Source organism: Roseibium sp. (genome assembly GCF_965229775.1).
GTDB lineage: Bacteria > Pseudomonadota > Alphaproteobacteria > Rhizobiales > Stappiaceae > Roseibium.
Window position 1 is genome coordinate 3,330,943 of sequence record NZ_OZ245929.1, and the last position, 26,383, is coordinate 3,357,325.

Consider the following 26,383-nt stretch of genomic DNA (forward strand, 5'->3'; position numbering starts at 1 on the left):
CCCGAATGTCGCAGCCCGTGAAAGCGCAGATGCTCCGGCGCACGCGTGAGCGAAGCGCGCCGCGGCACGCGGGCGGCGGCGCGATCAAGCATTTTGCAGTCATGTTGGCGGCCCAACGCCAAAACCGTTCATCGAAAAGTTTCTGCATGCCCTTGGGTCAGTACCCTAATGCAGATCGTCCTTCTCCAGATCGGTCAGGCTGACCCTGTCCGCCAATTTGACGAGCCAGTGAAGGGTTTTCTTCTGATCGCTGTCCAACTGGTCCATTTCCGAGATTTTCAATACGGTTTCACGATGATTGTTCCAGGCCAGGAAGAAATCAACAACATCCGAAACATCGTCGATAATAGGGTTTTTTTCTGACAATTTTCCTGCTCACGGTTCTGTTCCTCACGGCGTGAGTTTAGTTGGAGAAGCGTTTCGGCGAGCGTGAAAAAAGTGTGAAGTGGTTGGATAGCGGCTATAAGTGCTGTTCTATAGAATACGTACTTTTCTCGAGGCGATGGGGCATGCACGCGAAGTTACTGGAAATCAGCTTGTTCGGGTCCTGTATTGTCCGTTCCCTGGAACCCGGAGCTTTCGAGATTACAGGTAAAAAGCATCGTGCGATCTTCGCGCTGCTTGCAACTGCGCCGCATGGCTGCAGAAGCCGGACCTTCCTGCAGGAAACGCTTTGGGGTGCCTCCTGCTACGACACCGGCAGGCAGAGCCTCAGGCGCGCGCTCTCCGACATCAAGTCGGCGATGGGTCCCTATTACAATCAGCTGATCACGACCAACAATTCCGAAGTCACGCTCGATCTCGGCAATGTCGTTTTTGCCGGTCAGCCGGGGCAGGGGACTTTTCTGGAAGGCCTCGACGTTCCGGCGCCGCTCTTCGAAGCCTGGCGCGACGCGGTCAGGGCCAATCCGGAACAGGTGCATGCGCTTTTTCGGACGCCGGCGTCGTCTCTTCCGCGGCCTCCGGTTCCGACCGTGACGGTCATGCCGCTCTTGAGCATCGAGAGCAATCCGGAGCTGTCGATGCTCGGGGACTGGTTCGCCGAGGAAATCTGCCGGTCGCTCTCGCGCACGAACCTTCTGGCCGTCATATCCCATTTCTCGAGCCGTGCCCTGGCGGGGCGCCGGATCGATATCGAAGCGATCCGGACAAAGCTCGCGGTCGACTATTGTGTCGCCGGCAGCATCCGGCAGATTGGCGACGAGGTGATCACCGACGTCGACTTCCTGGACGCAGAGACCGGGCGTATCCTCTGGACCCGCCAGTTCAGCGGCAAGCAGTCCGAGTTTATCAACGACTCGGGTCAGGGGCTCACCAATATCGTGACTTCCGTCGGCAATGCGATCGCGTCCGACACGTTGCGATACGTGCGCGGCCGCCCGATCAACGAAATCGCCGATCACAAGCTGCTGATGGCGAGCGTCAGCCTCATGCACCGCTCGACCTTGCGGGATTTTGCAAAGTCGCGCGAGTTGCTGGACGAAGCACTCAGGAGATCCCCACGCTCGGCGGAGGTGCACGCCTGGCGCGGCAAGTGGCACGTGCTCAGCGTTGTCAACGGATGGAGCTCGGACCCTACAAAGGACACCAAGAGCGCGGTCGGCAGCACGTCGAAGGCGTTGGATATCGATCCGGAAAACGCGTTCTGCATGACAATCGACGGCTTCGCGCACAACAACCTTCTCCGCCGCCTCGATGTTGCCTCATCCCGTTATGAGAATGCCCTAGAGCACAACCCGAATGAAGCACTGTCCTGGTTGTTGCGCAGTGCGCTGTACGCGTTTCAGGATTCTGGCACCCAGGCGGTGCACGCCGCGGACAAGGCGCGCAAGCTGTCTCCCATCGATCCTTTCAAGTATTTCTATGACTGTTTGAGCGCGACGGCTTATCTGGCGTCCGAAGACTACGAAAAGGCACTGGATTTCGCCAACAGCTCGCTGGAGCGGAACCAGCGTCACCTGTCGACCCTTCGCGCAAAAATTATTGCTCTTCATTACCTTGATAGGACCGCAGAAGCAAAAACAGTCGCGGATGAATTGCGGCGCAGACAACCGACCTTCTCTGTTGAAGGTTACATGAATGCGCACCCGGCGGCCGATTATCAGGTTGGTCAAAACGCAATGCGCGCCCTGCGCGCGGTTGGTTTCTAACGAGGACTTCTAGGGGGAATATATGGCCTATTTCGGCGGAATTGGCGGTATCGGTGGTATCGGCGGCATTGGTGGTATCGGAGGCATTGGCGGCATCGGTGGTATCGGTGGCATAGGCGGCATCGGTGGCATCGGCCTCAACGCAACCGGTCTCGGCGGTTTCATCGGCGGCGGCGGCGGTCTGGACTCCCTGACGATACAGGGCCTGCAGACCAGCGCGCAGGCCATTGCCCACGCAGCCGGAGACGGCGCGACCCATCCGTCCCGTGAAATGGACTTCTCGTCGAGCGAGAATCTCGGCAAATGGGCAGGCTGGGTCCGGGCCTCACTCTATCTCAGCGATTTCATGAGCGAGCTGTCCTGGGAAACAAGGGACGGCACCAGCTCCGAAGTCACCCTCTCGTACCGGCCGCACGGCGGCGGTCCCGTGCAACCCTTTTTCTCCGTTGTTCGCCCCGATGGCGAGTTGTTCGACAAACAGCTGGATCTGGTGCGGTCCTATATGGATCAGCGCCCGGAGCGGACAGCTGAAATCACGTCGCAGCTCGGCTTCCCGACCCCGTATTTCGCAATGATCCTGGGTCTCATCCCGGGCAGGAACGACAACACGCTTGAGCTGATCACCCTGACGCAGGTCCTCGCGGCGCATGTGGCCATGATCGTGAAGCACCATCTTGCGGTCCGGCGTCCGGACCGCATCGGAGCATCGATCCTGCCGATGATCCCGACCCCGGCTCATGGCAGTTTCCCGAGCGCACATGCGACGGAAGCCTTTGCCGTCGTGCGCATGCTGGAGGGCCTGATCGAGGCGTCCGGCACCCACTACCCGGACAAGGACAAGCGCAAGAACCTGTTGCGCAAACAGGCGGAGCGCATTGCGGTCAGCCGCACGGTCGCCGGGGTGCATTACCCGGTCGACAGCTGGGCCGGAGCGTTGCTCGGCAAAATGGTCGGCGAGATCGTTCTGAACAAGTGTGGCGCGCAAACGGAAATGCGCGGCCTGAAATACGAGGCACAAGCGGCGTCCGACTTCATGGTCTCGGACTACGTGCCCACGAAATGGGGCGCGCACGGTGTCACAGAACTTCAGCTCTGTGCGGTCGACAAGAGCGACCAGTTCGAATGGCTCTGGAAGAGAGCGGTCGATGAGTATGACCTTTAAGAAAGGGCACCTCGAACATGACTGACATCACAGCAAACGGCGGCCAGGACCAGGCCGTCGCACTCCGGAACTATCTCGGACCGTATGAGGCCTGGAACTTCGGCATAGGCAAGCAATACGCCTTTCCTGTCTATCGAAGCAAGGATGTCCGTTTCCTGACGGCCCTGGCCGAGCATCCCGAGCCGAAAAATCCGCATGCGCTTGCGGACGGGCGCGAAGGCCAACGCGGCATGTGGCTCCCCACAATCTGGGGCAGGACGGACGATGTTTCCCTGAAATTCTGGCCGATCGTGGTCGAGAACCGGTCTGGCGGCGACCTCGCGCCGAATTGCCTGACCCTGAACCTGAGCGAAGCCTTGCAGCCGGGAACGACGACCGATGCCCGCTTCAGAATGGCGTTTCCAGTGGAGGAAACGGCGATGCACCGGCTTGAGGGTAGATTACCCTCCGGACCCGACTGGAGCCCGGATCCGAAGGTTCAGGCAGCGGATCTGCAAGGCAGGACGCTCAACATCCTGGCGGTCATCGATGACGGCATACCGTTTGCGCACCGGAATTTCCGGGCCGCGGACGGAAAACGAAGCCGGCTGGAGTTCTGCTGGTTGCAATCGGCGCACAGGCGGGACGGGGACGAAACCCCGAGCGTGCTGTTCGGCCGCGAACTGACACGGACAGATATTGAGCAGCTCGTTCACGATCATGGGGGTGACGAGGATGCACTTTACGAAGAAGCGGGCGCGTCCGACCGGCAGTTCGGATCCGGCGCAGCCATAAGACGTCTCGCGACCCATGGTGCGAATGTCATGGATATTGCCGCGGGCGCCAACCCGGACAAGGGACTTGTTCCGCCTGAAGAAACCCGTCTCATCGCCGTGCAGCTTCCCAACACCTACGGTTGGGATACGTCCAGCTTCGGCAAGGACATGTATATGCTGTCCGCCGTGCATTACATACTTGAGCGCGCGGAGCGGATTGCGGCAGGCTACGGTGTCCCGGATATTCGCGTGACCATCAACATCAGCTACGGGTTTTCGGCCGGCCGTCACGACGGCCAGGGGGAATTGGAAGCTGCACTTGACGAACTGGTCGAAAAGCGCCGCCAACTGGGCAGGCCGACGGCGATTGTCATTCCGTCGGGCAACACGTTCCTGGATCGCCTCCACGGCGAAATTAGCGCCGAAGACCTCGGCTCCGGCGCCTTCGAATTCATCTGGCGCGTTCAGCCGAACGACAGGTCATCGAACTATCTGGAAATCTGGTTCCCGGATCAGCTCAATCCCGGCGATTTCGGTGTCGAGGTCTCAGGGCCGTTCGGCAAGGTGACGGCAGGCCTCGAACTGAAACCGGATCCGGCATACCAGCACGGCGATCCGAGAAACTTCGAGACCATCCGGACCGGTTCTGGCGATGCCCTCGGCCAGATCAGTCTCGACAACCACAGGCGAACGGGGCGCTGGCGCGTTCTGATCGCGCTGGCTCCGAGCGAACCGCATGACGCTGCTCTTGCGGCGGCGCCTGCCGGGGACTGGAAGGTCACGCTCAAGCGGGGCCCGGCGGCGCCTGCCGGCCACGGGCCGATCTATCTTTGGGTGCAAAGGGATATCGATCTGGAGGCGTTTCTGACCGGCTCCCGGCAGAGCTATCTCCATGATGACGACTATCGGCTCTTTGACGACAGGGGCACCGGGGATGACACCGACCGGCCCGAAAGCCATGTCAAACGCTTCGGCAGCCTTAACGGCATGGCGACCGGTGCGACGACTCTGGTGGTTTCCGGGGCCGTGCCCCGTATCGGCGCGTTGCCGGGAAGTGCCGAAATAGACGCATCGGCCTTCAGTTCCGCCGGCAAACCGGGGGCGGGTGATGCAGTCGGCAGCGTTGATTGCGCGGCTCCGGCCGATCGGTCGATCATCAGTCCGGGTATCATAGCGGCCGGGACGCGCAGCGGTTCCTATGCGTCTGTACAGGGAACCAGCGTCGCGGCCCCGCTTGTTGCGAGACGATTGTCGGAAGCTTTCGCGACGTATTCCGATGCGGATATCAAGAATGCGGAGGCGGACAATTATCTTCCGATCTTGAAAAAACTCGAATTGCCGGATCAGAAAGAGGATGATCGTGCGCGTTTTGGCAAATTTCTTGTTATCTGAACAGATTAATTTACCAAGTTTACTGTCAGGCCCTGTTTCGACCGGGCCTTTCTTTTTGCGGTGTGTTGAATTCACGCTTTTCTCACGCGCGTGAACCCAATGAATATTGTACAAAAATCTCATCAACGACGCACTCAAGTGGGGATCTGAGCGGATCGGGAAGACTGCGTTGATGCGGGCCGGTAGGGGCGGTTCCGCACGGGGAAAAGAGAGATCGCGGGATCGCTTGGCTCCCTGTCACGCAAGCTAACGCTAGTGCGGTGAATTTGAAGTTCGCATCATTGCTGCAGCAGTCTCCGAAGCGAACTTCAAATTCGTAGACCGCACTAGAAACATAGACTTGCTAGTCACCTTCTTGAATCTGAAGTTCGTTCGAAGCCCGCTGCAAAATGAATCGAACTTCAGATTCAGGTGACTAGCTTAGGAGGTAGCCATGTACGCCGATATCCTGGAAGCGACAGTCCTGAACAACACGCGGTACGAAAAGGATCCGAACAGGTGCCTTGCCTATCATGTTCTTGACGATATGCGGGCACCTCTGACCCAGGAACAGGTCGCCGCTCACTGGTCGGCTTCAGGCAAGGGCGATGACACGCATCCGATCCGGATCAACCGGTCACCGCTGCGCGTTTGCGCCTGCGGAGATGCCTGGATCAACGTGGTGATCGAGGTATCCCGGTACCTTGGCTACAACAAGACCTTTTTCGACATTCTGGAAGGTTACTACCAGACGGCAAGCTCCGCGTGGCCGGGTCACAGTTTCGAGGATGTCGTGACGGAAAAGCCGTTCCGCGTCCATGTCGACCGCGGTGTTTATGACTATCTCGTCTTTTCCGGCGGCGGCGACGAGGTTCTCGGCGGCTGCGCGCTGACCAGGCTTCTCAAGGACAGAAGCGCGGGGCTCGGGTCCGACGATCCGGAGGATTTCCTCCAGATGGAGAAGCTGGAAGACACCCTGGCAAGGCTGAAATGCGGCTATGTCGAGATTGCCCGCTACCTGCACAACAAAGCTCCGCGCACGCAGCTGCTCGTGCATGGCTACGACTATCCCGTGGCCCATAGCGACGGACCGTGGTTCGGCCGCCCGTTCATCAAGCGCAATTTCCGCTTCGAGGCCGACCGGTACCTGATCCACGCCATCCTCGCCTATCTTGTTGACCGGTTCTACGAGTTCCTGAACGAGATCGATGCGGCCCATCCGAACGTGACGGTGGTCGATATCCGCAACGTGGTGCGCGGGCGCTGGACGGACGAATTTCATCCCGATCTGGATGCGTCCAAGGACATTGCGGGCTTTTACCGCAACCTGATCGATGGATATCCCATCGTCTGACGTTTCAGGGCCCTTTTGAAGGAAGAGGGCACTGGTTTCGCGGGCAACCGCACAATCCCTTTTTGCCGACGGGCCATCCGGCCCAGACGCGCCAGACCTTTGACCATACATTGCTTTTTAGTTCTATTCGGTGGCGGAGATCTTCTCCGCCACTTATTTTTTGGGCGCGCGCATGGAGACAGCGCAGCTCGGTCTGCCAAGGAAATGGAGCGGGTGAAGGGAATCGAACCCTCGTCTTAAGCTTGGGAAGCTCCTGCTCTACCATTGAGCTACACCCGCTTGGATCCTTTCCGATTACTGATCCGGTAAAGCAAAACTGTCAAGCTCGGAACTTTGCCTTTCCGGTCATCCGGCATCTTGCGCTGCGGTGCAAAAATCGCCATGGTCGCGCCGGCGCGCAAGCGCTTCGGTTCACGGACAAACTCCAGGTCGGATACATGCGAAATCAGGTCAAGGCGCTGGTCACCTCGCGCAATTGGGAATTCTGCATCATCGGGATCATCATGCTGAACGCGGTGACGCTCGGCCTGGAAACAAGTCCGTGGATGATGGACAGGTTCGGCGCGCTGCTCGTCACGATCGACCGGATCATCCTCGGCATTTTCGTGGTCGAACTGATCCTGCGCCTTTACGCGCACGGCCTGAAATTCTTCAAGGACCCTTGGAGCCTGTTCGATTTCGCCATTGTCGGCATTGCACTTGTGCCCTCGACCGGCCCGATGTCGGTGCTCCGCTCGCTGCGCATCCTGCGTGTCCTGCGCCTAATCTCCGTCGTGCCGTCCCTCCGGCGCGTGATCGGCGGCCTGATCGCGGCGCTGCCAGGCATGGGCTCGATCGTCGTTCTGATGGCCCTGGTGTTCTACGTCTTTGCCGTCATGGCGACGAAACTGTTCGGCGAAACCTTCCCGGACTGGTTCGGCGACCTCGGCGCTTCGCTCTATACGCTGTTCCAGATCATGACGCTGGAAAGCTGGTCCATGGGCATCGTCCGGCCTGTCATGGAGGTCTATCCGCTTTCCTGGCTGTTCTTCGTGCCCTTCATCCTGTGCACCGCCTTCACGGTCCTGAACCTCTTCATCGGTATCATCGTCTCGGCCATGCAGGAGGAGCACGAGGCGGAGGCCGACGCCAACCGGCAGGCGATCCATGACGACACCGGCCTGATCCTGGAAGAGGTCAAGGCGCTGCGCGCGGAGCTGAAGGAGCTGCGCATGAAGGTCGCCGATTGACCGGCCGGATACCCGGACCCGTCAGGCTTGCGTTTCCGGCAGCCGCATGATTTGACCGTGATATGTCAGCCAGTTCAAGGGACACACCGAAAGGCAGCATAGCAGCCGGGCATCAGCTGACCGCGGAAGCGGGCGCACAAATGCTGCGCGATGGCGGCAACGCGGTCGATGCGGCGATTGCCGCGCTGGCAATGTCCTGCGTGTGCGAACCGGTGCTGGCCTCGCCCGGCGGTGGTGGCTTTGCCATGATCCGCAGCGCGGAAACCGGCGAGACCACCCTGCTCGATTTCTTTCCGCAAACGCCCCGGCAAAAACGCAGCGGGTCTTCCGAAGGTTTTCACAGCATCACCGCCGATTTCGGCTCGGCGACGCAGGTGTTTCACATCGGACCGGCCACCGTTGCCGCGCCGGGTTTTTTGGCTGGCCTGGCGGCGCTGCGCCGGCAAGGCGGCACGCTGCCCTTTGCCGATCTGTTTTCGCCTGCTATCGAGGCGGCCAGAGCGGGTCACATCGTCACCGTATACCAGCACTACCTGTCGACGGTGGTGCGCCCGATCCTGACCGCGACCGAAGCCGCCAGGGCCCTCTATGCACCGGCAGGCGATCTGCCCGCAGCCGGGTCGCTGTTCCGCAATCCCGGCCTTGCCGACATGTACGAGGAACTGGCCCGGAAAGACTGGCTTCGGACAGGGATCGCCGGCCAGATCCTGAAAGAACAGGAGGCCGGGGGGCATCTGACGCGTGCCGACCTTGAAAACTACCGCGTGGAACCGCGCGAACCGCTCTCCCTCAAGCTCGGGGCGGCGACCGTCCATCTCAACGCACCCCCTGCTGCCGGCGGCGTGCTGATCCGCTATGCCCTCAGGCTCCTTGAAGGCAGCGGCAGGACCGCCTTTGCCGGTGCGCTTGAGGCGGCCGACAGGGCAAGGCTGGCGGCGCGCGGCGATCTCACGTCCCTACTGGACCGTCCGGTGCGCCAGCAGGGAACAACCCATATTTCAACGATAGATGCTGACGGCAATGCCTGTTCGGTCACCGTTTCCAATGGCACCGGCAACGGCGAGATCGTCGGCGGCTACGGCTTCATGCTGAACAACATTCTCGGCGAAGAGGACGTCAATCCGCACGGGTCGGCGGATTGGCCGGCGGACCAGAGGCTTGCGTCCATGATGTGCCCGGCGCTGATCGACATGCCGGACGGACGTCTCATCGCCCTCGGCTCGGGCGGGTCCAGCCGGATCCGCTCGGCTGTCTTCCAGGTCGTCGCACGCCTGTGCCTTGAGGAAGCGGCGCTTGAAGACGCCGTGCGCGCCTCGCGGCTGCATGTCGAAAACGGTCATCTTGACCTGGAGCTGCCCGGTGCCGAAGCTGATGTTGCCCCGTTGACAGATCTTTTTCCCGATCATCGCATCTGGCCGGAGAAGAATATGTTCTTCGGCGGCGTGCATGCCGTCAGCACCGATGGCCGCGGCACGTTTTCCGGCATCGGCGACAGCCGCAGGGAAGGGGCAGCGGTGATCGTTGGGTGAGGAGAGACGGGAAAGCCATGGAGTTGCGGCGCGGCCCGCGAATGAGACCTGTTTGACCTCGCCACAAAAGTCGGCCTCATCCCGAGGAAGGGTTTCCAATGCCGAGACGAGAAAGCTGAGGCGCGGAATCTATCCGCCTACCCCCGCTGTCACCCCGGACAAGCGTCTGCGCAGATCCGGGGCCTACGCGCCTGTCGGCTTGCCGCATCGGCTGATTGCTTCGCTTCTCCGCATCTCTACGGAGGCTCTGGAAACGAGTGGGTCCCGGATCTCCGCTGTGCTGCGTCCGGGATGACGTAGGAGAGGGGAAGGCATTCTTGGAACCCCTTCTCAGGCACCCTGCGAAACTCAAGAGCCGCCGCAGAACGCCAACCTCATCCTGAGGAAGCGCGGAAGCGCTGTCTCGAAGGATGGGCGGCATGCTCGGAACTGCGTGGCCCATCCTTCGAGACGCACACAGGCGTCCTACTGAGGATGAGGAAGGGGCTCAAACAACACGGCGAGAAAGCTGAGGCGCGGATTCTATCCGACTGCCCCGGTGTCACCCCGGACAAGCGACTGCGCAGATCCGGGGTCTACTCGCCTGTCGGCTTGCCGCATCGGCTGATTGCTTCGTTTCTCCACGCCCCTATCGACGGACCCTGGCTCGCCGGTCCCGGATCTCCGCTGCGCTCCGTCCGGGATGACGTAGGAGAGGGCAAGGCATCCTTGGAGCGCCTTCTCAGGCACCCTGCGAAACTCAAGAGCCGCCACAAAAATCAGCCTCATCCTGAGGAAGCGCGGAAGCGCTGTCTCGAAGGATGGGCGGCATGCTCGGAACTGCGGGGCCAATCCTTCGTGACACATGCAGGCGTCCTCCTCAGGATGAGGAAGGGGGAGGAAACAGCAGCCAACACAGGCGGAGGCGCATCGTTAAACCTCCTCCGTCGTCATCCCGGCCAAGCACAGCGCGAGCCGGGATCGGGGAGCCACGGCTCTGACGATCCTCCGGCGCCCTATCGAAGGATCCTGACTCCCCGGTCCCGGATCTCCGCTGCGCTGCGTCCGGGATGACGTAGGAGAGGGGAAGGCATTCTTGGAACGCCTTCTCAAGCACCCGAAAACTCAAGCGCCGCCATAAAAATCAACCTCATCCTGAGGAAGCGCGGGAGCGCTGTCTCGAAGGATGGGCGGCACGCTCGGAACTGCGGGGCCAATCCTTCGAGACGCACGCAGGCGTCCTCCTCAGGATGAGGAAGGGGCACAAACAACAGGGCTAGGTAGGTGAGGCGACTGCACTATTCGCCTACCCCCGCTGTCACCTCGGACAAGCGTCTGCGCAGATCCGGGGCCTACGCGCCTGTCGGCTTGCCGCATAGGCTGATTGCTTCGCTTCTCCGCATCCGTACGGAGGCTCTGGAAACGAGTGGGTCCCGGATCTCCGCTGTGCTGCGTCCGGGATGACAACTACGGAGCCGCGCGCGGCACTCCGTATCCGCCCGAGTGCGGAAAACTCCGTCGTTTCCTCAGGATGAGGCGGTCGGCTCGTCTCAAAACCAATCTATCCGGCGAGGTAAACCCGGGCTTAGAGGGTTGCAAGCACCTCTTCCGGCCCCTCGACGGTGAGTTGCACCCCGTCCTCCGTGTAGTCCCGTGCCACGACCATCACGCCGAGCAGTTCAATCCTGCGTTCAAGGTCCGAGCTCGACGCAAAACCGGTGCGAACCGTTCTGGTCGCCATCTTGCGGAAAGGGATCAGTTCGGCGCGGCTGATCGCGTCCTGGGCGGCGCCGGAATAGGCCCGCGCGAGGCCGCCGCCGCCGAGCTTCGTGCCGCCGAAATAGCGCACGACGAGCACTGCGCAGTTGATCAGGTGAGCGCCCTGCAGGACCCGCAGGGTCGGCATGCCGGACGTGCCGGCCGGTTCCCCGTCATCCTTGCCGCTCTCCTGGATCCGGCCGTCATCGAGAAGGCGGCGGTGCGCGGTCACGATGTGGTTGGCTTTCCGGTGTTCCCTGCGCAGCTCCTCAAGCCGCCGCTCGAAGCTCTCGATCGGGACAAGATGGGCAAGGAAGCGCGACTTGCGGTCTTCCAGAAAGCCTTCGTATTCGCGCGTAACGGTCTTGAGGTCCATTGGGGCGGGATGGATCGTGTGTCAGGTTCGAAACGCTAGGCCGGCACCTTGAAGTGTTTCGACAGTTTGAGGGCCTGGCCCTGATAATTCGAGCCGATGCCTTCGCCGTAGAGCGTTTCGGGCCGCTCGGCCATGTGTTCGTAGACGAGGCGGCCGATGGTCTGGCCGTGTTCGACGATGAAGGGAACATCATGCGAGCGGACTTCCAGGACCGCCCGGGACCCGACGCCGCCCGCGCCCGCGTGACCGAAGCCCGGATCGAAGAAACCGGCATAGTGGACACGGAATTCCCCGACCAGCGGATCGAACGGCACCATCTCGGCGGCATAGTCGGGCGGCACATGCACGGCCTCCTGGCTGACGAGTATGTAGAACGCGTCCGGATCGAGGATCAGTTCACCCTTGTTGCGCCGGTAGATCGGTTCCCAGAAATCCAGAGGGTCCTGCGCCCCGACGGCATCGACATCGATCAGGCCCGAATGATGTTTGGCGCGGTAGCCGATCAGGCTGCCCGGTCCGTCGCCTTCAAGGTCGATCGACAGCTGCACACCGCCGCCGATCCGTTCGTTGCCGCCGCTCATCAGCGTATGGTCGCGATGGACGCCCTGCAGCACGTCATCGGCGATGATCGCCTGCCCGCGGCGGAAGCGGATCTGGCTGAGGCGCGAACCGCTGCGGACGAGGATCGGAAATGTGAGCGGCGAAATCTCGGCGTAAAGCGGTCCGGTGTAGCCCGCCGGGACGGTATCGAAGGCAAGCCCGTTGTCGGTGATGACCCGCGTGAACACGTCCAGCCGCCCGGTGGAGCTCTTCGGATTGGCGGTCGCCGAAATGTCGGCGGCAAGTGCAAGGCTTTCCTGCAGCGGCACGATGTAGACGCAGCCGGTCTCCAGAACCGCACCGTCCTTCAGATCCACCGTGTGAAGCTTGAGTTCTTCCAGCCGGTCGGCGACCCGGATTTCGGGACCGGGCAGAAAACTTGCCCGCACGCGATAGGCAAGCGCTCCGAGACGAAGGTCGAGGCTGGCCGGCTGGATCTGACCGCCGACGGGCGGCTCAGCGGCGGCAATTTCACCTGCGGCAAACATCGCGCGGATGACCCGCTCCGGCAAAATGCCGCTCTCAGCAAGTGTCGCGCTTCCGCTCAAGGCCTGCCCCGTTGTCCCGTTCATAAAGAATTCCCGCCGCTTTTCGTTATTGAAATCCTTAAAGGATTACAGAGTAAAATGCAAGTCATTGAATTTGTTGATTAATCCCTGTTTTTCCTCGCACCTAAGCCCTAGGGTGCGGGGAAAATGTTCTATTTTCGGTCCAGCAAATGCGCTGTCCGGCGGGCGAGTTTGCCGCGGTTTGCCTTTCTGGCGTAGAGGGTCGGCATGTTTGGGCTCTGCCATCCAAACAGAGCCATCATTTCCTGTTCGCTCGCGCCGCCTTCTGCGAGCGCTGCGGCCTGAAAGGTCCGCAGCTGACGGTGCACCCGCGCCGGTGAGTGAGGGAGACGGCTAGCTTTATGGCTTCCATTTGACACGTCTCGTGCCGCGTGCCGGAGAAATTTTCATATTGATGGGATGCGTGCTGCCGTCCAGGTTGTTCCGTTTCAGAATATCGTCAACCGCCGACTTGATTTCCGGTTCCAGCCTTTCCGCGAGCGCGTCTTTGCCGGCCCTGTCCTCGGGCGGGTTTTTGATGATTATCTTAAGATCCAGGTGCACGATGCTATTCCTTCTGTCTGTTAGAGCCGCCGGCCGGCAATGCATTTTATGTCTCGGGCAGGGGGCTGCGGATCGCTCACGAGGTGTTTCGATCCCGGCGCGCAGATGGGCCGCTGTAGGATCTGGTAACCCTTGCCGACAAGGCACCGGCCTACCTGTCGGGTGCGCAGGTCCTTGTTCGGATCAAAGCTCTGAATGACAGGCGGCCCGAAAAGCGGCTGCACGGTTGCGACCGCGCTGTGTTGCGGAATTTGCTGCAGCACCGTGACCCGGCACGCATCGGTGTCGGCCTGGCGCTCGGCGAAGGTCGTGCCGGTTTTGTGAACGTAAGGAACAGCTGTCTGGCAGGCGGCAAGGGCAAGCAGCGGCAGAAGCGCCAGAAGTCGTTTTTTCAAGCACATGTTCAGGCCGTCCCGACGACCTGGTTACGCCGACAAATCGAAACCTTGATATCTGACATGCAATGACCTCGCGCACGGTGAAGGTTAACCGCGCAGACTAAGACCGGCGCAAAAAACAGGTTATGCAACCAGCGCAGAAGAAAGCCCGGACAGGGTGCGGGGAGCGTTCGAAATTCTATAATGATTTCAAAGGGCCAAAAGCGCGTTTTTCGATGGGTGCGGGGAGCAAAAAGCTAGTGAAATCAATGCTCTTTGGCATACTTAAAGGATTCCAGTGTAAAATGCAAGTCATTGAATTCATTGATTAATCCTTGCGTATCGGCGTACCTCGCGCATCTTCTTGAGCGCGCCGGTCAGCGGGGATAAGCTGTTGTCATGAGAGCTTTGACGCTATGCCTGATCGTATTTCTTGCCGCGCTCGGCCCTGGCCAGAGCAAGTCGCTCAATGGCCAGGACCTTTATGAAATCTGTACCGATGAGGCGCAGACGGTCTATTGTGAAGGCTATATTCAGGGAATGCGCTACGGTCTTCTCGGCGGAACGGAGACCGCGCTGGTCGACGCCGGGGCGAAGTTTCTGAGCGCTGAAGATTTCAAGCTGGCGTTGGATATTCTGCTTCGCTTCTGCATTCCCGAACAGGCAACGAACGGGCAGCAAACCGATGCGGTGGTCGCCTATCTTCGCGACCATCCGACGTTCCGGGACACGTCTGCCCGGAAGCTGGTCTTGCAAGCCTTCCGGGAAGCGTTTCCGTGCCGGTGACGGCTGTATCATGTGCCAACAGGCTTTGTCCGTTCACGGGAACTTTCGTCAAAGATGATTGACCCTCGGAGCAATATCGCATAGGACAGGGCCACTTCGTGGTGATTTGGGCCGGCCGGCTTGCAGCCACGTTAAATAAGTCGCTAAAAAAGGCCGGAGGTGCGAACCCCGGTCCTGAGGCTGGGGTTTTTTGCGTTTGGAGCGAATGGAAGATGACTGAGACCACCAACAAGAGCTGGCGTCCTGCAACCTCACTGGTTCACGGCGGTACCATGCGGTCCCCCTTTGGTGAAACCTCGGAAGCCATGTACCTGACCCAGGGTTTTGTCTACGACAATGCCGAGGCGGCGGAAGCCCGCTTCAACGGCGAGGACCCGGGCTTTGTCTATTCGCGCTATGCCAATCCGACCGTTTCCATGTTCGAGGACCGCATCAAGATGCTGGAAGGCGCGGAAGCCGCGCGGGGTACGGCAAGCGGCATGGCGGCCGTCAACCTTGCCCTGATGGCATCCGTCAAGGCAGGGGATCACGTGGTCGCGGCCAAGGCCCTGTTCGGTTCCTGCCGCTATATCTGCGAGACCCTGCTGCCGCGCTATGGGGTGGAAAGCACGCTCGTTGACGGCACGGATATCGAGCAATGGAAAGCCGCCGTGCGCCCGAACACGCGCGCGCTCTTTCTGGAAAGCCCGACCAACCCGACCCTGGAGATCATCGACATTCCGGCGGTTGCCGACATTGCCAAGACCGTTGGCGCCCGGCTGATCGTCGACAATGTCTTTGCGACACCGCTTTACCAGTCGCCCTTGCAGCTCGGCGCGGACGTGGTCGTTTATTCCGCGACGAAACACATCGACGGACAGGGCCGCTGCCTCGGCGGTGTTGTCCTGTCGGACGAGGAATGGATCACCGAGGAGGTGATGCCGTTCGTCAAGCATTCCGGCCCGCATATGAGCCCGTTCAATGCCTGGGTCCTGATGAAGGGCCTGGAAACGCTGCCGATCCGCGTCGCCCGCCAGACCGAGAACGCCGGTCAGATCGCCGATTTTCTCGCCGGGCAATCCAAGGTCAGCCGCCTGATCTATCCGGGCCGCGACGATCACCCGCAGGCCGAACTTGCCCGCAAGCAGATGCGCGGTGGCTCGACAATGGTCGCGCTGGAAATCGATGGCGGCAAGGACGCGGCCTTCCGGTTCACCAATGCGCTGGACATCATCCGGATCTCCAACAATCTGGGCGACGCCAAGAGCCTGATCACCCATCCGGCGACCACGACGCACCAGTCCATCGGCGAAGAAGCGCGTGCCGAACTTGGAATTTCGGACGGCATCCTGCGCCTGTCGGTCGGGCTGGAAGATCCACAGGATCTGCTGGAGGATGTCGAAAAGGCACTTGCCGCGGTCTAAATCACGGGCGCGCGCTCTGCGCGTGCGCGAGGCTGACAAAAGCGGCAGGGACGAACGCGAGGAACAAATGATCATACGTTGGTGGCGCGCCGTCGCGGGCTCAGAAGAGGTTCTGCGGCAATATGCGGATCATCTTGAAAGAACGACTTTCGTCGAGATGGCCGAACTTCCCGGGCACCTGGGCGCGTCTCTGGCCGTCAAGGTCAAGGGCGAAGACCAGGAACTGGTGGTCATGAGCCTCTGGTCGGACCTGGCCTCGGCAGGGCATTTCGAAAAGGGCGCGTTCGACGATGCGGTCGTCAAGCCGAGCACGCAGAAACTGCTGAAATCCTTCGATCTGAAGGTGGCGTATTTCGAAACGGTCGTTGCGACCGGCAAGCTCGCCGACAGTCCTTAGCGCTCCTGCGGCGGGGCGCGTCGAAAAGGTTCAGAAAGAGGCTTCCAGCATCCGGCGATAATCCTCCGCGCTTGCCTCGATCGGGTTTGTCTTGTGGCTGTGATCGGCAAGCGCACCGGTGACGATCCGGTCGAACAGATCCTTGGGAACACCCAGCTCCGACAAGCTGACAGGCAAACCGATCGCCGCGGTCATGTCCTTGATCGCCTCCCTGACCTGCGTCCCGGCGGCAAGACCCATGGCGTCTGCCATGCGCGCGTATTTGTCTTCTCCGGCCGGGGCCGGCGCGTCCCTGTTGAAGTCCAGAACCGCCGGCATGAACACCGCGTTGAGCGTGCCGTGATGCAGCTTCGGGTTCAGCCCGCCGAGCGCGTGGCTCAGGCTGTGTACGCAGCCGAGCCCTTTCTGGAACGCCATGGCTCCCATGGTCGCGGCGATCGCCATGTTGGCCCGGGCATCCTTGTCCTCCGGGTTTTCCGTGGCCCGGCGGATATGGGTCCATGCGCGCCGCAGGCCCTCAAGGGCGATGCCGTCAGCCGGTGGATTGAAGGAGGGCGCAAGGTAGGTTTCGATACAGTGCGAGATCGCGTCCATCCCGGTGGCGGCCGTCAGCATCGGCGGCAGTGTCAGGGTCAGGTCCGGATCGACAATGGCTGCCCTGGGGATAAGGTGAGGGGACAGCAGGCCGACCTTGCGGCCGTCGTCCAGAATGACGATCGCCCCGCGCCCCACTTCGCTGCCGGTGCCCGACGTCGTCGGGATCGCGATCGTGGGCCAGGTTCTGGCGGTGATTTTCTCAAGTCCGCCTTCGATGACGGCATAGGTTTTGAGCGTGCCGCCATGGGCCGCGAGGATGGCGACCGCCTTGGCAAGATCCAGGGACGAGCCACCGCCGATCGCGATGATGCCGTCGGCGCCGACCGTCTTGAAAAGCTCGGTCGCTGCCCGGACCGCAGCCTCGTTCGGGTTGCCGGGGGTGTCGTCAAAGATACCCGCCGGTGCTTCACCCAGAACCGTTTCGATCCTGTCGAGAAACCCAAGCTGGCGGACGCCCTTGTCGGTCACCACCATCGGCCGCGAGATTCCGGCCAGTTCCAGCTCCGCTTTCAAGGTGGCGAGTTCGCCAAACCCGAACAGGACGCGGGTCACATAGTTGATCAGAGCCATGGCATTCCCTCTTTGCAATTCTCGAATGGACATCGATTAGCCCGATTTGAGCTGTCCGGGCAAAGGTTTTTCATTGGTCGGAAAATCGGGCCTGCAGGACGTCGGCAAGGACCGTTTCGCGATGCGCGCGGACTGCGCCCTGGTTTCCGAAGAGACCGACGTGATCGGTTGCTGCCGCGTTCAAGCTTTGCCCAAGAATGGAACATTTTCTCAATTTCGAATGCCAATTCAGGTTGGTTGAAACTCAATTCGACATTAAGTATCTGAAAAATATAGATTAACCATGTATGTGCGACTTGGCATGTTCCTTGTTAGGTGTTTCCCAGTGCAACCAGACAAGGGGTAATGACATGACCATTCGTTTCTCTGACGAGCAGGCGCCGAGCATTCCGACACTCGAAGACATCATTGCGCGCAATGCGCGCCGGATTACCGATGCGGAGAGCCGGCCCCGGCTGCACAAGCATTACGGGGATGTCGGCATCGCGGCCCTTTCCGCAGCAACGCTCTGCATGAAATACGGTTCCACGGCACGCAAACCGCAATCCAGAAGAGATCGCGCCGCCTGAGCAGAAAGATAGCTTGGCGGAAAGCGACACCTTTCCTTCTTCTTCCCGGGATATGGTGTTGCCAAATGAGCGGACTGTCATCACGCAATGACGACAGTCCGTTTTCCCTGAAACACGATCGTGTCGCCTGCCACAGTCACGGGCGGTCACGGCTTTGAACGAACGAATGGGGTCACCCAACTGCTCCGCGGCCCGTTAGATTAGGGTCCTGACCCTGGCTCTCGTCAGCCGTCATGGTCCTTTTGGCCGAGAGACTTCACCCCGATCAGCACGCGTGCGCTCGCCGAAACGAAGCAGACGGCCGCAAATCCCCAGGCCAGAACCGGAAACCAGCCCGGCAGAAGTGCCATCAGCAAAAACAGGACAATGGTCTCCGTGCCTTCTGCCAGCCCGCCGAGATAGTACAGCGATTTCGACCCCTGGTGATCTGTCGTCAGCCCCCGCCGCTCCGCCATGATCGCAAAAGCGAGAAAGGCTGAACCGTTGGCGTAGAAACTGCAGAGAAGGGCTGCCGCGGGAAGCGCGTTGTTGCCCGGGTCCTGAATGGCGAAGGCGAGCGGGATAGCGCCGTAGAAGAAGAAGTCGAGGGAGATGTCGAGATAGCCGCCGAGGTCCGTTTTCCGGGTCACGCGCGCAATCGCGCCGTCAAGGCCGTCGGCGATCCGGTTGAGAGCGATAAGCACGAAACCGAGCAGGAAATGGCCGGTCGCAATGGCGATGGCGGCACCGATGCCAAGGGCGAATCCGATCAGGGTCACGCCGTTCGCGCCGATGCCGGTTGCGGCCAGAAGCGCCCCGAGGCGGTTCAGAACCGGGTCGATGACAGGACGGATACGGGCGTCAAACACTTGAAAAGCCACCTGACTTGGAGGAAACAGCGCTGTAAATGCAAAATCCTTCAGGAAATCACAAGTAAGACTCTTTCACGCTTATGTCATTCGCCCTATAAGCCCTTCCTGAAGTCGTGGGCGATTGCCCGGAAGTGAAGGAACAACCGTGTCGGGTAGTTACAGTGCCATTACGCAGGGGATCGAGGTCTCTGTGGAACCGTTTTATCTGGACGATGAATCGAAGCCGGAAGAGAGCGAGTTCATCTGGGCCTATATGGTCGAGATCCATAATGGCGGTCCCGAACCCGTACAGCTGAAATCGCGCTACTGGCAGATCACCGATGCGATGGGCCGACAGGAGGAAGTCAGCGGCGAGGGTGTTGTCGGCGAACAGCCGGTTATCGAACCGGGGGAAACCTACGAGTACTCCTCTCACTGCCCCTTATCGACGGACAGCGGCATCATGGCCGGTTCCTACGCGATGGAGCGGCCGGACGGATCGAGGTTTCACGTCGCCATCCCGCCGTTTTCTCTCGACCTGCCGGACGCGATCCGAAGCCTGAACTGAGCGCAGGCGAATTTCGGCGCTTTTCGCCAGGGCCTTGGATCACTCAACTTGAAAGCGGGAAAGCGGCCTCAGACCGTCCTGTGGCGGGCGATCGCACCGCGCTCGATGGCAGCGACCGTGAGCTTGTCCAGGCCGAAGCGGTCGCGCAGCATCTGCAGGATGCGCAATTCTTCCTGTTCCACGTGCAGATCGGCCGCGGCAACCTCGACGGCCAGAGCGTAGGCCGTGTCATAGAGCTTCGGCGGAAGAACGTCGCCGACGAGTTCCAGAACCAGCGACAGGCCGTTTTCTTCCTGGAGAATATCACCGCAACGCTGCGCGGCCGGAATGATCCTGTTGCCGTCATAGTCGCCGAACACCGGCAACATCTTGATCATGTCACCGATCGTGGCCAGTTCCTTGTCGGTCATCGCATTGTCTGACGCGGACACAATCACCATCACGTAGATGAGGGCTTCCTGAACGCTGATCGGTTCATTGATAGACACTATTCATTCTCCAGTGCGCCGGTTTAGGGGCAAAAACGCGGTCAGAAAGGTTCTGATTTGCGACGGGTGGTATAAAGGGTTGGCGGGAAAGCTTCAAGTCAACCAAATGCGACATTTGATTGACCTTTGGCCCGCGCTTTTCTAGTGTCGCGCCGCAACATGCGGCCGTTCTGAAGCTTGGCCGCCGGAAATTGCATCTTATCTCTCAAATTCAACAGAATGAAACCCGAACATGACCGACCAATCCCTGCCCACGCTTGACCTTTCGCAAGACTTTGTCGAGGCGGCCGCCAAATCGAAAGCCTGGCCGTTCGAGGAAGCACGCAAACTGGTCAAACGCATCGGCAAGCGGGATCCGGAAAAACCGGTTCTGTTCGAAACCGGCTATGGCCCCTCGGGCTTGCCGCATATCGGGACCTTCGGCGAAGTTCTGCGTACGACGATGGTGCGCACCGCCTTCCGCCTGCTCACCGAAGACAGGATCCCGACGCGCCTGCTGTCGTTTTCCGACGACATGGACGGAATGCGCAAGATCCCGGAAAACGTTCCCGATCGTGCCGCCCTGGAACCCTATCTGCAAATGCCGCTCAGCGCGGTGCCCAATCCGTTCGGTGGCGACTACGACAGCTTCGCCGCGCACAACAACGCGATGCTGCGCCGGTTCCTGGACACGTTCGGCTTCGATTATGAATTCGCGAGCGCAACCGAGTACTACAAGTCCGGAAAGTTCGACGATGTCCTGATCCGCGCGACGGAAAAGTACCAGAAGATCATGGATGTGATGCTGCCGACCCTCGGGGCCGAGCGCCAGGCGACCTATTCGCCGTTCCTGCCGATCTCGCCCACATCCGGCCGTGTTCTCTACGTGCCCATGAAGGACGTCAATCCGAAGGACGGAACAATCACGTTTGATGACGAAACGGGCGAGGAAATCACCCTGTCCGTCACCGGGGGCAACGTGAAGCTGCAGTGGAAGCCGGACTTCGGCATGCGCTGGGCTGCGCTCGATGTCGACTTCGAGATGTTCGGAAAGGACCACCAGACCAACGCACCGATCTATGACAAGATCTGCAACATCCTCGGCGGCAAGGCGCCGGAGCATTACGTCTACGAACTGTTCCTCGACGACAAGGGCGAGAAGATCTCCAAGTCCAAGGGGAACGGTCTGACAATCGACGAATGGCTGACCTACGCGTCCCCGGAGAGCCTGGCGCTTTACAATTACCAGAAGCCGAAAACGGCCAAGAAGCTCTATTTCGACGTCATCCCGAAGGCCGTGGACGAGTACTACACCTTTGTCCAGAAATACGAGCAGATGCCGGTGGAACAGAAGCTGCAGAACCCGGCCTGGCATATCCATTCCGGAAACATTCCGAAGATCGACATGCCCGTGCCGTTCGCAATGCTGCTGAACCTGGTCTTGGCGTCCAATGCGGACAACAAGGATGTGCTGTGGGCCTTCATTTCCCGCTATGCGCCGGGCGTGACGGCCGCAACGCACCCGGAACTGGATGCCCTCGTCGGCTACGCGATCCGGTACTTCGATGACTTCGTCAAGCCGACGAAATCCTTCAAGGTGCCGGACGACGTCGAAATCACTGCCCTCAAGCAACTGGACGCGAAACTGGCGGACCTGCCAGCCGACGCGGACGGTGCCGCCATTCAGGACGCCGTTCTCGATGTCGCCCGCGCGATCGAGCGCTATCAGGATCCGAACAAGAAGGGCCCCGATGGTGGACCGGGCGTTTCGGTCGCCTGGTTCTCGGCGCTTTACCAGTTGCTTCTCGGACAGGAGAAAGGCCCGCGTTTCGGGTCGTTCGTTGCGCTCTACGGCATTTCCGAAACCCGGGACATGATCGGCAAGGCACTTACGGGCGAACTGGCTGCCTGAGACCGGCAGCGCTTGGCGAACAAGGCGGGAGCGAGGCTCCCGCCTTTTTTCGTATCCTGCGAAATGGCCGCGCTGAAAACGCTGTTTGCGGGAATATCGCGCTTCAGAGCAGGCTTGTCGCGAACCGCCCGGAAACCTGAAGACGCGCCGTTACTGCTGAGGCAGCACGCCCGGAATATCCGGTTCCGCGCCGAAGAACGGCTGGCCCGCCGGATCGGCATCGGTGCTCTGGCTCCATTCGACGATTTCCGGCGCCAGGTCCTCAAGACCGGGCAAGGGCGCGTCGGGGTCCGCCTCCCAGTTTGAACGCGGAGCGGCGACCTGCCATTCGTCTTTCCATTTCCCGAGTTTTCTTTGTTCCGCCAGAAGCGCGAAGTCTTCGAAACCCTCGGGCGCACCGGCAGCCGGGTCGGCCCACCCGTAACGCACCATGCGGGTGCTGAGGTCGATCTTTCCGCGCTTGCAGGTTGCCACGATCTGCTGGGGTCCGGTTTCGGCCAGTTTTTCGCACGTCACCTTGAACTGGCGGATCAGTCCGCGCAGGAAGGTGCGCGCCCGCGTACCGCAAGGCCAGAGGCCACCCTGGCGGGCAACGCAGGTTTCGTCGAGCTTGATCGGCTCGATATGGGCCAGGGTGACCACTAGCTTGCCGGACTTGATCCGGCCGCCATCCAGCACCTGCACGCGCCGGAGTTCCAGCGGTCCGTCCGGGACCGGTTCGACCGGCGGATTGATGAGTTCCTGATAGCGTTCGGACGGTTCGATCCGCGTCAGGCCGCCATCCACATCCGGTGCGGACACACCGTCCGGAGACACATCGCGAATGTTGTCGGGAAGCGGAGCCGGGGTATCATCTTCTGTCTGCGCCGTCTGCGGTGTCTTGTCGTCAGTGCTGCTTTCGACCATGGCCTCGGCCGGATCGCTGATCCCCGGTCTGAGCGCCTCGGCAAGCTGTGCGTCCGGAGGTGACGGCGGCTCGGCAAGCAGCAGCCAGGCGACGACGCCCGCGAAGGCGGTCAGCAGGAGCACGGGCACCAGGAAAGGCCGAAGCTTCATTGCGGGTCACTTGTTCCTTTTATCATCTCATCATAGGGCTTTTGGGATCGAATCCCGAAGACGTAACGCAGCGCTATTTTGCATTTTCCATGTGAATTTGTCATGCAGGCAGAAAGTCCGCGCAGCCCGCTTGTTTGCGGACCGGCCTGTGAGTAGTGTCCGCCCGGAAATGAAGGCAGCGGACACGTCGCGACGGAAACACGGAAAATGACACTGATATTCAAGATCGTCCCACGGGCCATGTGGCAGGAGGCGCAAGCGGCAGGCGTTTTCAAGGGAGCCCCGGTCGACCTGGCCGATGGTTACATCCATTTTTCCACCGCCGATCAGGCGCGCGAAACGGCGGCAAAACACTTCAGCGGTCAGGACGATCTGCTGCTGGCCGCTTTTGAAAGCGAAGCCTTTGGAGAGGCGCTCAAATGGGAACCATCACGTGGCGGCGCCCTGTTTCCGCACCTCTACGCGGACCTGAAGCCTGATGCGGCGCTCTGGGTCAAGGCACTGCCTTTGTCAGCGGATGGAGCGCATGTCTTTCCGGAGATGAGCGCGTGACAGCCGGACCGCTTCAGGGCCTTGCGTTGAAAGGACTGCATCTGCTCGATGCGGAAAACGCCCACAAGCTGACGGTTCTTACGCTGAAAACCGGCCTGCTCGCGGCGAGACCTGAGCCGTGCGATCCGCGCCTCAAGGTCACGCATTGGGATCTCGATTTCCCCAACCCGCTCGGAATGGCGGCCGGTTTCGACAAGAACGCGGATGTTCCCGATGCTGTGTTGAACCTGGGCTTCGGATTCACCGAAGTCGGCTCCGTGACGCCATTGGGACAGCCGGGAAACCCGCGGCCGCGCGTCTTCCGCCTGGCCGCCGATGAAGGCGTCATCAATCGCTACGGCTTCAACAATGACGGTCACGCGGCGATGCGCGACCGCCTGCTAGCAAGGAAGGCGCAGCAGGGCATTGTCGGCATCAATGTCGGAGCCAACAAGAACGCGGCCGACCGCATTGCCGACTACGTCGCCGGGATCAACGAATTCGCCGATCTGGCATCCTATTTCACCGTCAATATCTCGTCGCCCAATACGCCGGGCCTGCGGGATCTGCAGGCGCGTTCCGCGCTCGCCGAGCTTCTCAAGGGCGTCGTTGCGGCGCGCGACGCGCGGGCCGGGGAAACCGGGCGGCGGGTGCCGCTCTTTCTCAAGATCGCGCCGGATGTCGTGGAAGAAGACCTGAAGGACATTGTCGAGGAAGTGCTGGAACAGGCCATCGACGGGCTGATCGTGTCGAACACGACGATCGACAGGACGGGGCTGAGCGGGCAGGGCCCGTATCAGGAAGCCGGCGGGCTGTCGGGCAGGCCGCTGTTTCGAAAATCCACCATCGCGCTCGCGCGGGCGCGCAAACTGGCCGGACCCGATCTCGTCATTGTCGGCGTCGGCGGCATTGACAGTGCCGAGACGGCCTGGACCAAGATCGCGGCCGGGGCAGACCTGCTGCAGGTCTATTCCTCGCTGGTTTTCAAGGGACCCGCACTGGTCGGAGACATCCTGAAAGGTCTGGCCGACAGGCTGGACAAACACGGGTTTTTATCCCTGCGCGAAGCCCGGGATACCAACGTGGATGCCTGGGCCTCCGAAGAGCTTTAGGCTCGCGTCGATTTCGGCTTCGTTCGCTAGGACTGGGCAAACGTCCGGTCGGCCCGTCGTTTGCAGACCGCCAGCAGCGTGAGCCCGCGCAGTCCCAGAAACAGCGAGATGGCGAGCCAGAGCCCGTGGTTGCCCAGAAGCGGGAACAGCAGGTAGTAGGCAGCCACGTAGAAGGCGAGCGACAGCAGCATCATGTTCCGCATCGTGTCCGACCAGGTTGCGCCGATGTAAATGCCGTCCATCTGGAAGGCTAGTACACCCAGCAGGGGCGCCAGGACCGCCCAGATGAGATAGGTGTTGCCAAGGCTGCGGACCTCCGGCGAGGTGGTCATGAAGTCGATCATCGCAGATCCGAGCAGCAGGAAGATCAGCGAGAGGACACCGGCCATGGCGAAACTCCAGACCGCGGTCAATTTCACCGTTCTGTCGAAGGCCGGTCTGTACCTGGCACCGACCGCGCGGCCGGCAAGCTGTTCCGCCGCCGTTGCCAATCCGTCCAGGAAGTAGCCGGACACCAGGATGAACTTCTCAAGCACTGCGTTTGCCGCAAGAACGGCATCGCCCTGGTCTGCCGATCGGGCCATGAAGAACGCATAGGCGTAAAGCAGCGCGAAGGAGCGGATCATGATGTCCCGGTTCAGGGCCATCATGCGCATCAGAAGACGTCTGTCGAAAATCACCTGCAATGCGGGCCAGGACCTGTGTCCCGCACTTTTCAGCACGAGAGCAAGTCCGAGCAGCGTCGTTGCGATCTCGCTCAGCACGGTCGCAAACGCGACACCTTCGACGCTCCATCCCAGTCCGACGACGAACCAGACGCTGAGCGCGATGTTCAGGCCGTTCAGGAAGAGTTGCAGCAAGAGGCCTGTCCCGGCACGGCCAAGTCCGATGAACCAGCCGAGGATCGCGTAATTTGCCAGGAGAAACGGCGCACTGAGCACGCGTATGTCGAAATACCGCGTGGTCACGGCCTGGACATCCGCACTGCCGCCCAGGAACCATTGCCCGGCATGAAGCAGCGGGGACTGCAGCAGGATGACGAGGAGGCCGCCGACTGCGGCGATGACAAGCGCCCGCGCAAGCGTCGCCTTGATTTCTTCCTGGTTCTGGCCGCCGACCGCCTGCGCGGTCAGACCCGTCGTGCCGGCACGCAGGAAATTGAAGGTCGTGAAGATGAGGTCGAAGATGATCCCGCCAAGGGCAATCCCGCCGAGAAGCGCAGCGTCGCCCAGGCGTCCTATGACGGCCATGTCGACAACGCCGAGCAGCGGCGTCGACAGGTAGCCGAGCGTCATGGGAATGGCGATTGCCAGGACCGATCGGTGCGTTACGGAGAAGGGGCGGCGTGTCGGCTCGCCCGCTGCGCTGGAAGGTGCCATGAAAAGCTCAGGTTGAAGTCAGCGCCTTTCTGTCCGCACAAGGAGCGTTCGTCAATCGCTTTTGTCGGCAGCGTCCGGGGCCGGGTAGAGTGTTCCCCAGTCATACATGGCTTCCAGCACCGGGCCGAACCGGCGGCCCATTTCGGTCAGCACATATTCAGCTCTCGGCGGGTGGCTGGAATAGAGCTTCCGTTCAAGCACCCCCGCGGTTTCAAGGTGCTTCAGTCGATTTGACAGCGTGTTCGGGGACAGGCCGAGTTCGGTTTGCAGATCCTGGAAACGGCGCGTTTCACCTTCCAGAAAGAACTCCCGAAGGATCAGAAACGACCACTGGTCCGTCAGAATGTCTGTTGCCCGGCGGATCGGGCAATGGGCGCGCGAAATCTTTTTCATGCGGGGAAATGTAGGCAGCCACTTGTAATTTGTGAAGTCACTACGAAATAAGTAGTCACTA

General features: G+C 60.7%; 24 protein-coding genes, 1 tRNA gene and 1 riboswitch. Of the genes, 14 read left to right on the plus strand and 11 right to left on the minus strand.

From position 1 onward, the window contains the following. Positions 1-165 precede the first annotated feature (165 nt). Complete coding sequence (locus tag ACO07N_RS15120; RefSeq protein ID WP_421981812.1) at positions 166-366, minus strand: hypothetical protein; 201 nt, start codon at positions 364-366, stop codon at positions 166-168. Positions 367-509: 143 nt separating this feature from the next. Between ACO07N_RS15120 and ACO07N_RS15125 the strand changes: the two genes are divergently transcribed. The 4 genes from ACO07N_RS15125 (at position 510) to ACO07N_RS15140 (ending at position 6,792) form a co-directional block, all read left to right on the plus strand. After that, positions 510-2,150: a hypothetical protein gene (locus tag ACO07N_RS15125; RefSeq protein ID WP_421981813.1), complete on the plus strand. Its 1,641-nt coding sequence runs from the start codon at positions 510-512 to the stop codon at positions 2,148-2,150. 22 nt (positions 2,151-2,172) lie between these two features. Next, positions 2,173-3,312, plus strand: coding sequence for a phosphatase PAP2 family protein (locus ACO07N_RS15130; RefSeq protein WP_421981814.1), 1,140 nt, complete (start codon positions 2,173-2,175; stop codon positions 3,310-3,312). A gap of 17 nt (positions 3,313-3,329) precedes the next feature. Next, a complete protein-coding gene (locus tag ACO07N_RS15135; protein ID WP_421981815.1) occupies positions 3,330-5,459 on the plus strand; it encodes a hypothetical protein in 2,130 nt (709 codons plus the stop codon). Between the two features lie 433 nt (positions 5,460-5,892). Then, positions 5,893-6,792: a hypothetical protein gene (locus ACO07N_RS15140; protein WP_421981816.1), complete on the plus strand. Its 900-nt coding sequence runs from the start codon at positions 5,893-5,895 to the stop codon at positions 6,790-6,792. A gap of 205 nt (positions 6,793-6,997) precedes the next feature. Here ACO07N_RS15140 and ACO07N_RS15145 read toward each other — a convergent pair. Further along, positions 6,998-7,071 (minus strand) — tRNA-Gly (locus tag ACO07N_RS15145). 158 nt (positions 7,072-7,229) lie between these two features. On the opposite strand from ACO07N_RS15145, the gene ACO07N_RS15150 reads away from it, so the two are divergent. Then, complete coding sequence (locus ACO07N_RS15150; RefSeq protein ID WP_421981817.1) at positions 7,230-8,021, plus strand: ion transporter; 792 nt, start codon at positions 7,230-7,232, stop codon at positions 8,019-8,021. A 62-nt stretch (positions 8,022-8,083) separates the two neighbouring features. After that, positions 8,084-9,550 carry a gamma-glutamyltransferase gene (locus ACO07N_RS15155; protein WP_421981818.1) on the plus strand — a complete coding sequence of 489 codons (1,467 nt, stop codon included), beginning with the start codon at positions 8,084-8,086 and terminating at the stop codon, positions 9,548-9,550. A gap of 1,564 nt (positions 9,551-11,114) precedes the next feature. On the opposite strand, the gene ACO07N_RS15160 is transcribed toward ACO07N_RS15155, so the two are convergent. From ACO07N_RS15160 to ACO07N_RS15170, 3 genes are all read right to left on the minus strand, one after another. After that, the gene (locus tag ACO07N_RS15160; RefSeq protein WP_421981819.1) at positions 11,115-11,663 is read right to left on the minus strand and encodes a YigZ family protein; all 549 of its coding nucleotides are present in this window, start codon (positions 11,661-11,663) and stop codon (positions 11,115-11,117) included. 35 nt (positions 11,664-11,698) lie between these two features. Continuing rightward, a complete protein-coding gene (locus ACO07N_RS15165; protein ID WP_421981820.1) occupies positions 11,699-12,835 on the minus strand; it encodes a 2'-deoxycytidine 5'-triphosphate deaminase in 1,137 nt (378 codons plus the stop codon). 560 nt (positions 12,836-13,395) lie between these two features. Further along, on the minus strand, positions 13,396-13,770 hold the full coding sequence (locus tag ACO07N_RS15170; protein ID WP_421981821.1) for a hypothetical protein: 375 nt from the start codon (positions 13,768-13,770) through the stop codon (positions 13,396-13,398). 381 nt (positions 13,771-14,151) lie between these two features. Here ACO07N_RS15170 and ACO07N_RS15175 point away from each other — a divergent pair, with 381 nt between their 5' ends. The 3 genes from ACO07N_RS15175 to ACO07N_RS15185 all read left to right on the plus strand — a co-directional run bounded on the left by ACO07N_RS15175 (position 14,152) and on the right by ACO07N_RS15185 (position 16,338). Next, entirely contained in the window at positions 14,152-14,538 is a 387-nt protein-coding gene (locus ACO07N_RS15175) for a Rap1a/Tai family immunity protein (RefSeq protein WP_421981822.1), read from the plus strand. Between the two features lie 88 nt (positions 14,539-14,626). Continuing rightward, positions 14,627-14,707: riboswitch (SAM riboswitch) on the plus strand. Between the two features lie 43 nt (positions 14,708-14,750). Next, positions 14,751-15,941: an O-succinylhomoserine sulfhydrylase gene (locus ACO07N_RS15180; protein WP_421981823.1), complete on the plus strand. Its 1,191-nt coding sequence runs from the start codon at positions 14,751-14,753 to the stop codon at positions 15,939-15,941. Between the two features lie 67 nt (positions 15,942-16,008). Beyond that, a complete protein-coding gene (locus ACO07N_RS15185) occupies positions 16,009-16,338 on the plus strand; it encodes a hypothetical protein (protein WP_421981824.1) in 330 nt (109 codons plus the stop codon). A gap of 30 nt (positions 16,339-16,368) precedes the next feature. On the opposite strand, the gene ACO07N_RS15190 is transcribed toward ACO07N_RS15185, so the two are convergent. Then, entirely contained in the window at positions 16,369-17,505 is a 1,137-nt protein-coding gene (locus ACO07N_RS15190; RefSeq protein ID WP_421981825.1) for an iron-containing alcohol dehydrogenase, read from the minus strand. 350 nt (positions 17,506-17,855) lie between these two features. Between ACO07N_RS15190 and ACO07N_RS15195 the strand changes: the two genes are divergently transcribed. Continuing rightward, entirely contained in the window at positions 17,856-18,074 is a 219-nt protein-coding gene (locus ACO07N_RS15195) for a hypothetical protein (protein WP_421981826.1), read from the plus strand. Positions 18,075-18,298: 224 nt separating this feature from the next. On the opposite strand, the gene ACO07N_RS15200 is transcribed toward ACO07N_RS15195, so the two are convergent. Next, positions 18,299-18,922: a CDP-alcohol phosphatidyltransferase family protein gene (locus ACO07N_RS15200; RefSeq protein WP_421981827.1), complete on the minus strand. Its 624-nt coding sequence runs from the start codon at positions 18,920-18,922 to the stop codon at positions 18,299-18,301. 148 nt (positions 18,923-19,070) lie between these two features. Here ACO07N_RS15200 and apaG point away from each other — a divergent pair, with 148 nt between their 5' ends. Further along, entirely contained in the window at positions 19,071-19,472 is a 402-nt protein-coding gene (gene apaG / locus ACO07N_RS15205) for a Co2+/Mg2+ efflux protein ApaG (protein WP_421981828.1), read from the plus strand. A gap of 68 nt (positions 19,473-19,540) precedes the next feature. On the opposite strand, the gene ACO07N_RS15210 is transcribed toward apaG, so the two are convergent. Continuing rightward, the gene (locus tag ACO07N_RS15210) at positions 19,541-19,954 is read right to left on the minus strand and encodes a tellurite resistance TerB family protein (protein ID WP_421984434.1); all 414 of its coding nucleotides are present in this window, start codon (positions 19,952-19,954) and stop codon (positions 19,541-19,543) included. A gap of 238 nt (positions 19,955-20,192) precedes the next feature. Here ACO07N_RS15210 and ACO07N_RS15215 point away from each other — a divergent pair, with 238 nt between their 5' ends. Beyond that, on the plus strand, positions 20,193-21,851 hold the full coding sequence (locus ACO07N_RS15215; RefSeq protein ID WP_421981829.1) for a lysine--tRNA ligase: 1,659 nt from the start codon (positions 20,193-20,195) through the stop codon (positions 21,849-21,851). Between the two features lie 150 nt (positions 21,852-22,001). On the opposite strand, the gene ACO07N_RS15220 is transcribed toward ACO07N_RS15215, so the two are convergent. Continuing rightward, on the minus strand, positions 22,002-22,907 hold the full coding sequence (locus ACO07N_RS15220; RefSeq protein ID WP_421981830.1) for a thermonuclease family protein: 906 nt from the start codon (positions 22,905-22,907) through the stop codon (positions 22,002-22,004). A 207-nt stretch (positions 22,908-23,114) separates the two neighbouring features. Here ACO07N_RS15220 and ACO07N_RS15225 point away from each other — a divergent pair, with 207 nt between their 5' ends. Together ACO07N_RS15225 and ACO07N_RS15230 are read left to right on the plus strand one after the other, a co-directional pair. Further along, the gene (locus ACO07N_RS15225) at positions 23,115-23,459 is read left to right on the plus strand and encodes a DUF952 domain-containing protein (RefSeq protein ID WP_421981831.1); all 345 of its coding nucleotides are present in this window, start codon (positions 23,115-23,117) and stop codon (positions 23,457-23,459) included. After that, entirely contained in the window at positions 23,456-24,550 is a 1,095-nt protein-coding gene (locus ACO07N_RS15230) for a quinone-dependent dihydroorotate dehydrogenase (protein ID WP_421981832.1), read from the plus strand. Before ACO07N_RS15225 ends, ACO07N_RS15230 begins: the two co-directional genes overlap by 4 nt. A gap of 26 nt (positions 24,551-24,576) precedes the next feature. Here the strand turns inward: ACO07N_RS15230 and ACO07N_RS15235 are convergent, their stop codons facing one another. Further along, a complete protein-coding gene (locus ACO07N_RS15235) occupies positions 24,577-25,929 on the minus strand; it encodes an MATE family efflux transporter (protein WP_421981833.1) in 1,353 nt (450 codons plus the stop codon). A gap of 51 nt (positions 25,930-25,980) precedes the next feature. Continuing rightward, entirely contained in the window at positions 25,981-26,322 is a 342-nt protein-coding gene (locus ACO07N_RS15240; RefSeq protein ID WP_421981834.1) for a winged helix-turn-helix transcriptional regulator, read from the minus strand. Positions 26,323-26,383: the final 61 nt, after the last annotated feature.

Coding starts and splice junctions, on each gene's coding strand:
- ACO07N_RS15140 (WP_421981816.1), top strand. CDS start 5,893: ATGTACGCCGATATCCTGGAAGCGACAGTCCTGAACAACACGCGGTAC.
- ACO07N_RS15240 (WP_421981834.1), bottom strand. CDS start 26,322: ATGAAAAAGATTTCGCGCGCCCATTGCCCGATCCGCCGGGCAACAGAC.
- ACO07N_RS15185 (WP_421981824.1), top strand. CDS start 16,009: ATGATCATACGTTGGTGGCGCGCCGTCGCGGGCTCAGAAGAGGTTCTG.
- ACO07N_RS15190 (WP_421981825.1), bottom strand. CDS start 17,505: ATGGCTCTGATCAACTATGTGACCCGCGTCCTGTTCGGGTTTGGCGAA.
- ACO07N_RS15150 (WP_421981817.1), top strand. CDS start 7,230: ATGCGAAATCAGGTCAAGGCGCTGGTCACCTCGCGCAATTGGGAATTC.
- ACO07N_RS15160 (WP_421981819.1), bottom strand. CDS start 11,663: ATGGACCTCAAGACCGTTACGCGCGAATACGAAGGCTTTCTGGAAGAC.
- ACO07N_RS15125 (WP_421981813.1), top strand. CDS start 510: ATGCACGCGAAGTTACTGGAAATCAGCTTGTTCGGGTCCTGTATTGTC.
- ACO07N_RS15175 (WP_421981822.1), top strand. CDS start 14,152: ATGAGAGCTTTGACGCTATGCCTGATCGTATTTCTTGCCGCGCTCGGC.
- ACO07N_RS15225 (WP_421981831.1), top strand. CDS start 23,115: ATGACACTGATATTCAAGATCGTCCCACGGGCCATGTGGCAGGAGGCG.
- ACO07N_RS15235 (WP_421981833.1), bottom strand. CDS start 25,929: ATGGCACCTTCCAGCGCAGCGGGCGAGCCGACACGCCGCCCCTTCTCC.
- ACO07N_RS15130 (WP_421981814.1), top strand. CDS start 2,173: ATGGCCTATTTCGGCGGAATTGGCGGTATCGGTGGTATCGGCGGCATT.
- ACO07N_RS15165 (WP_421981820.1), bottom strand. CDS start 12,835: ATGAACGGGACAACGGGGCAGGCCTTGAGCGGAAGCGCGACACTTGCT.
- ACO07N_RS15220 (WP_421981830.1), bottom strand. CDS start 22,907: ATGAAGCTTCGGCCTTTCCTGGTGCCCGTGCTCCTGCTGACCGCCTTC.
- ACO07N_RS15180 (WP_421981823.1), top strand. CDS start 14,751: ATGACTGAGACCACCAACAAGAGCTGGCGTCCTGCAACCTCACTGGTT.
- ACO07N_RS15155 (WP_421981818.1), top strand. CDS start 8,084: ATGTCAGCCAGTTCAAGGGACACACCGAAAGGCAGCATAGCAGCCGGG.
- ACO07N_RS15135 (WP_421981815.1), top strand. CDS start 3,330: ATGACTGACATCACAGCAAACGGCGGCCAGGACCAGGCCGTCGCACTC.
- ACO07N_RS15195 (WP_421981826.1), top strand. CDS start 17,856: ATGACCATTCGTTTCTCTGACGAGCAGGCGCCGAGCATTCCGACACTC.
- ACO07N_RS15215 (WP_421981829.1), top strand. CDS start 20,193: ATGACCGACCAATCCCTGCCCACGCTTGACCTTTCGCAAGACTTTGTC.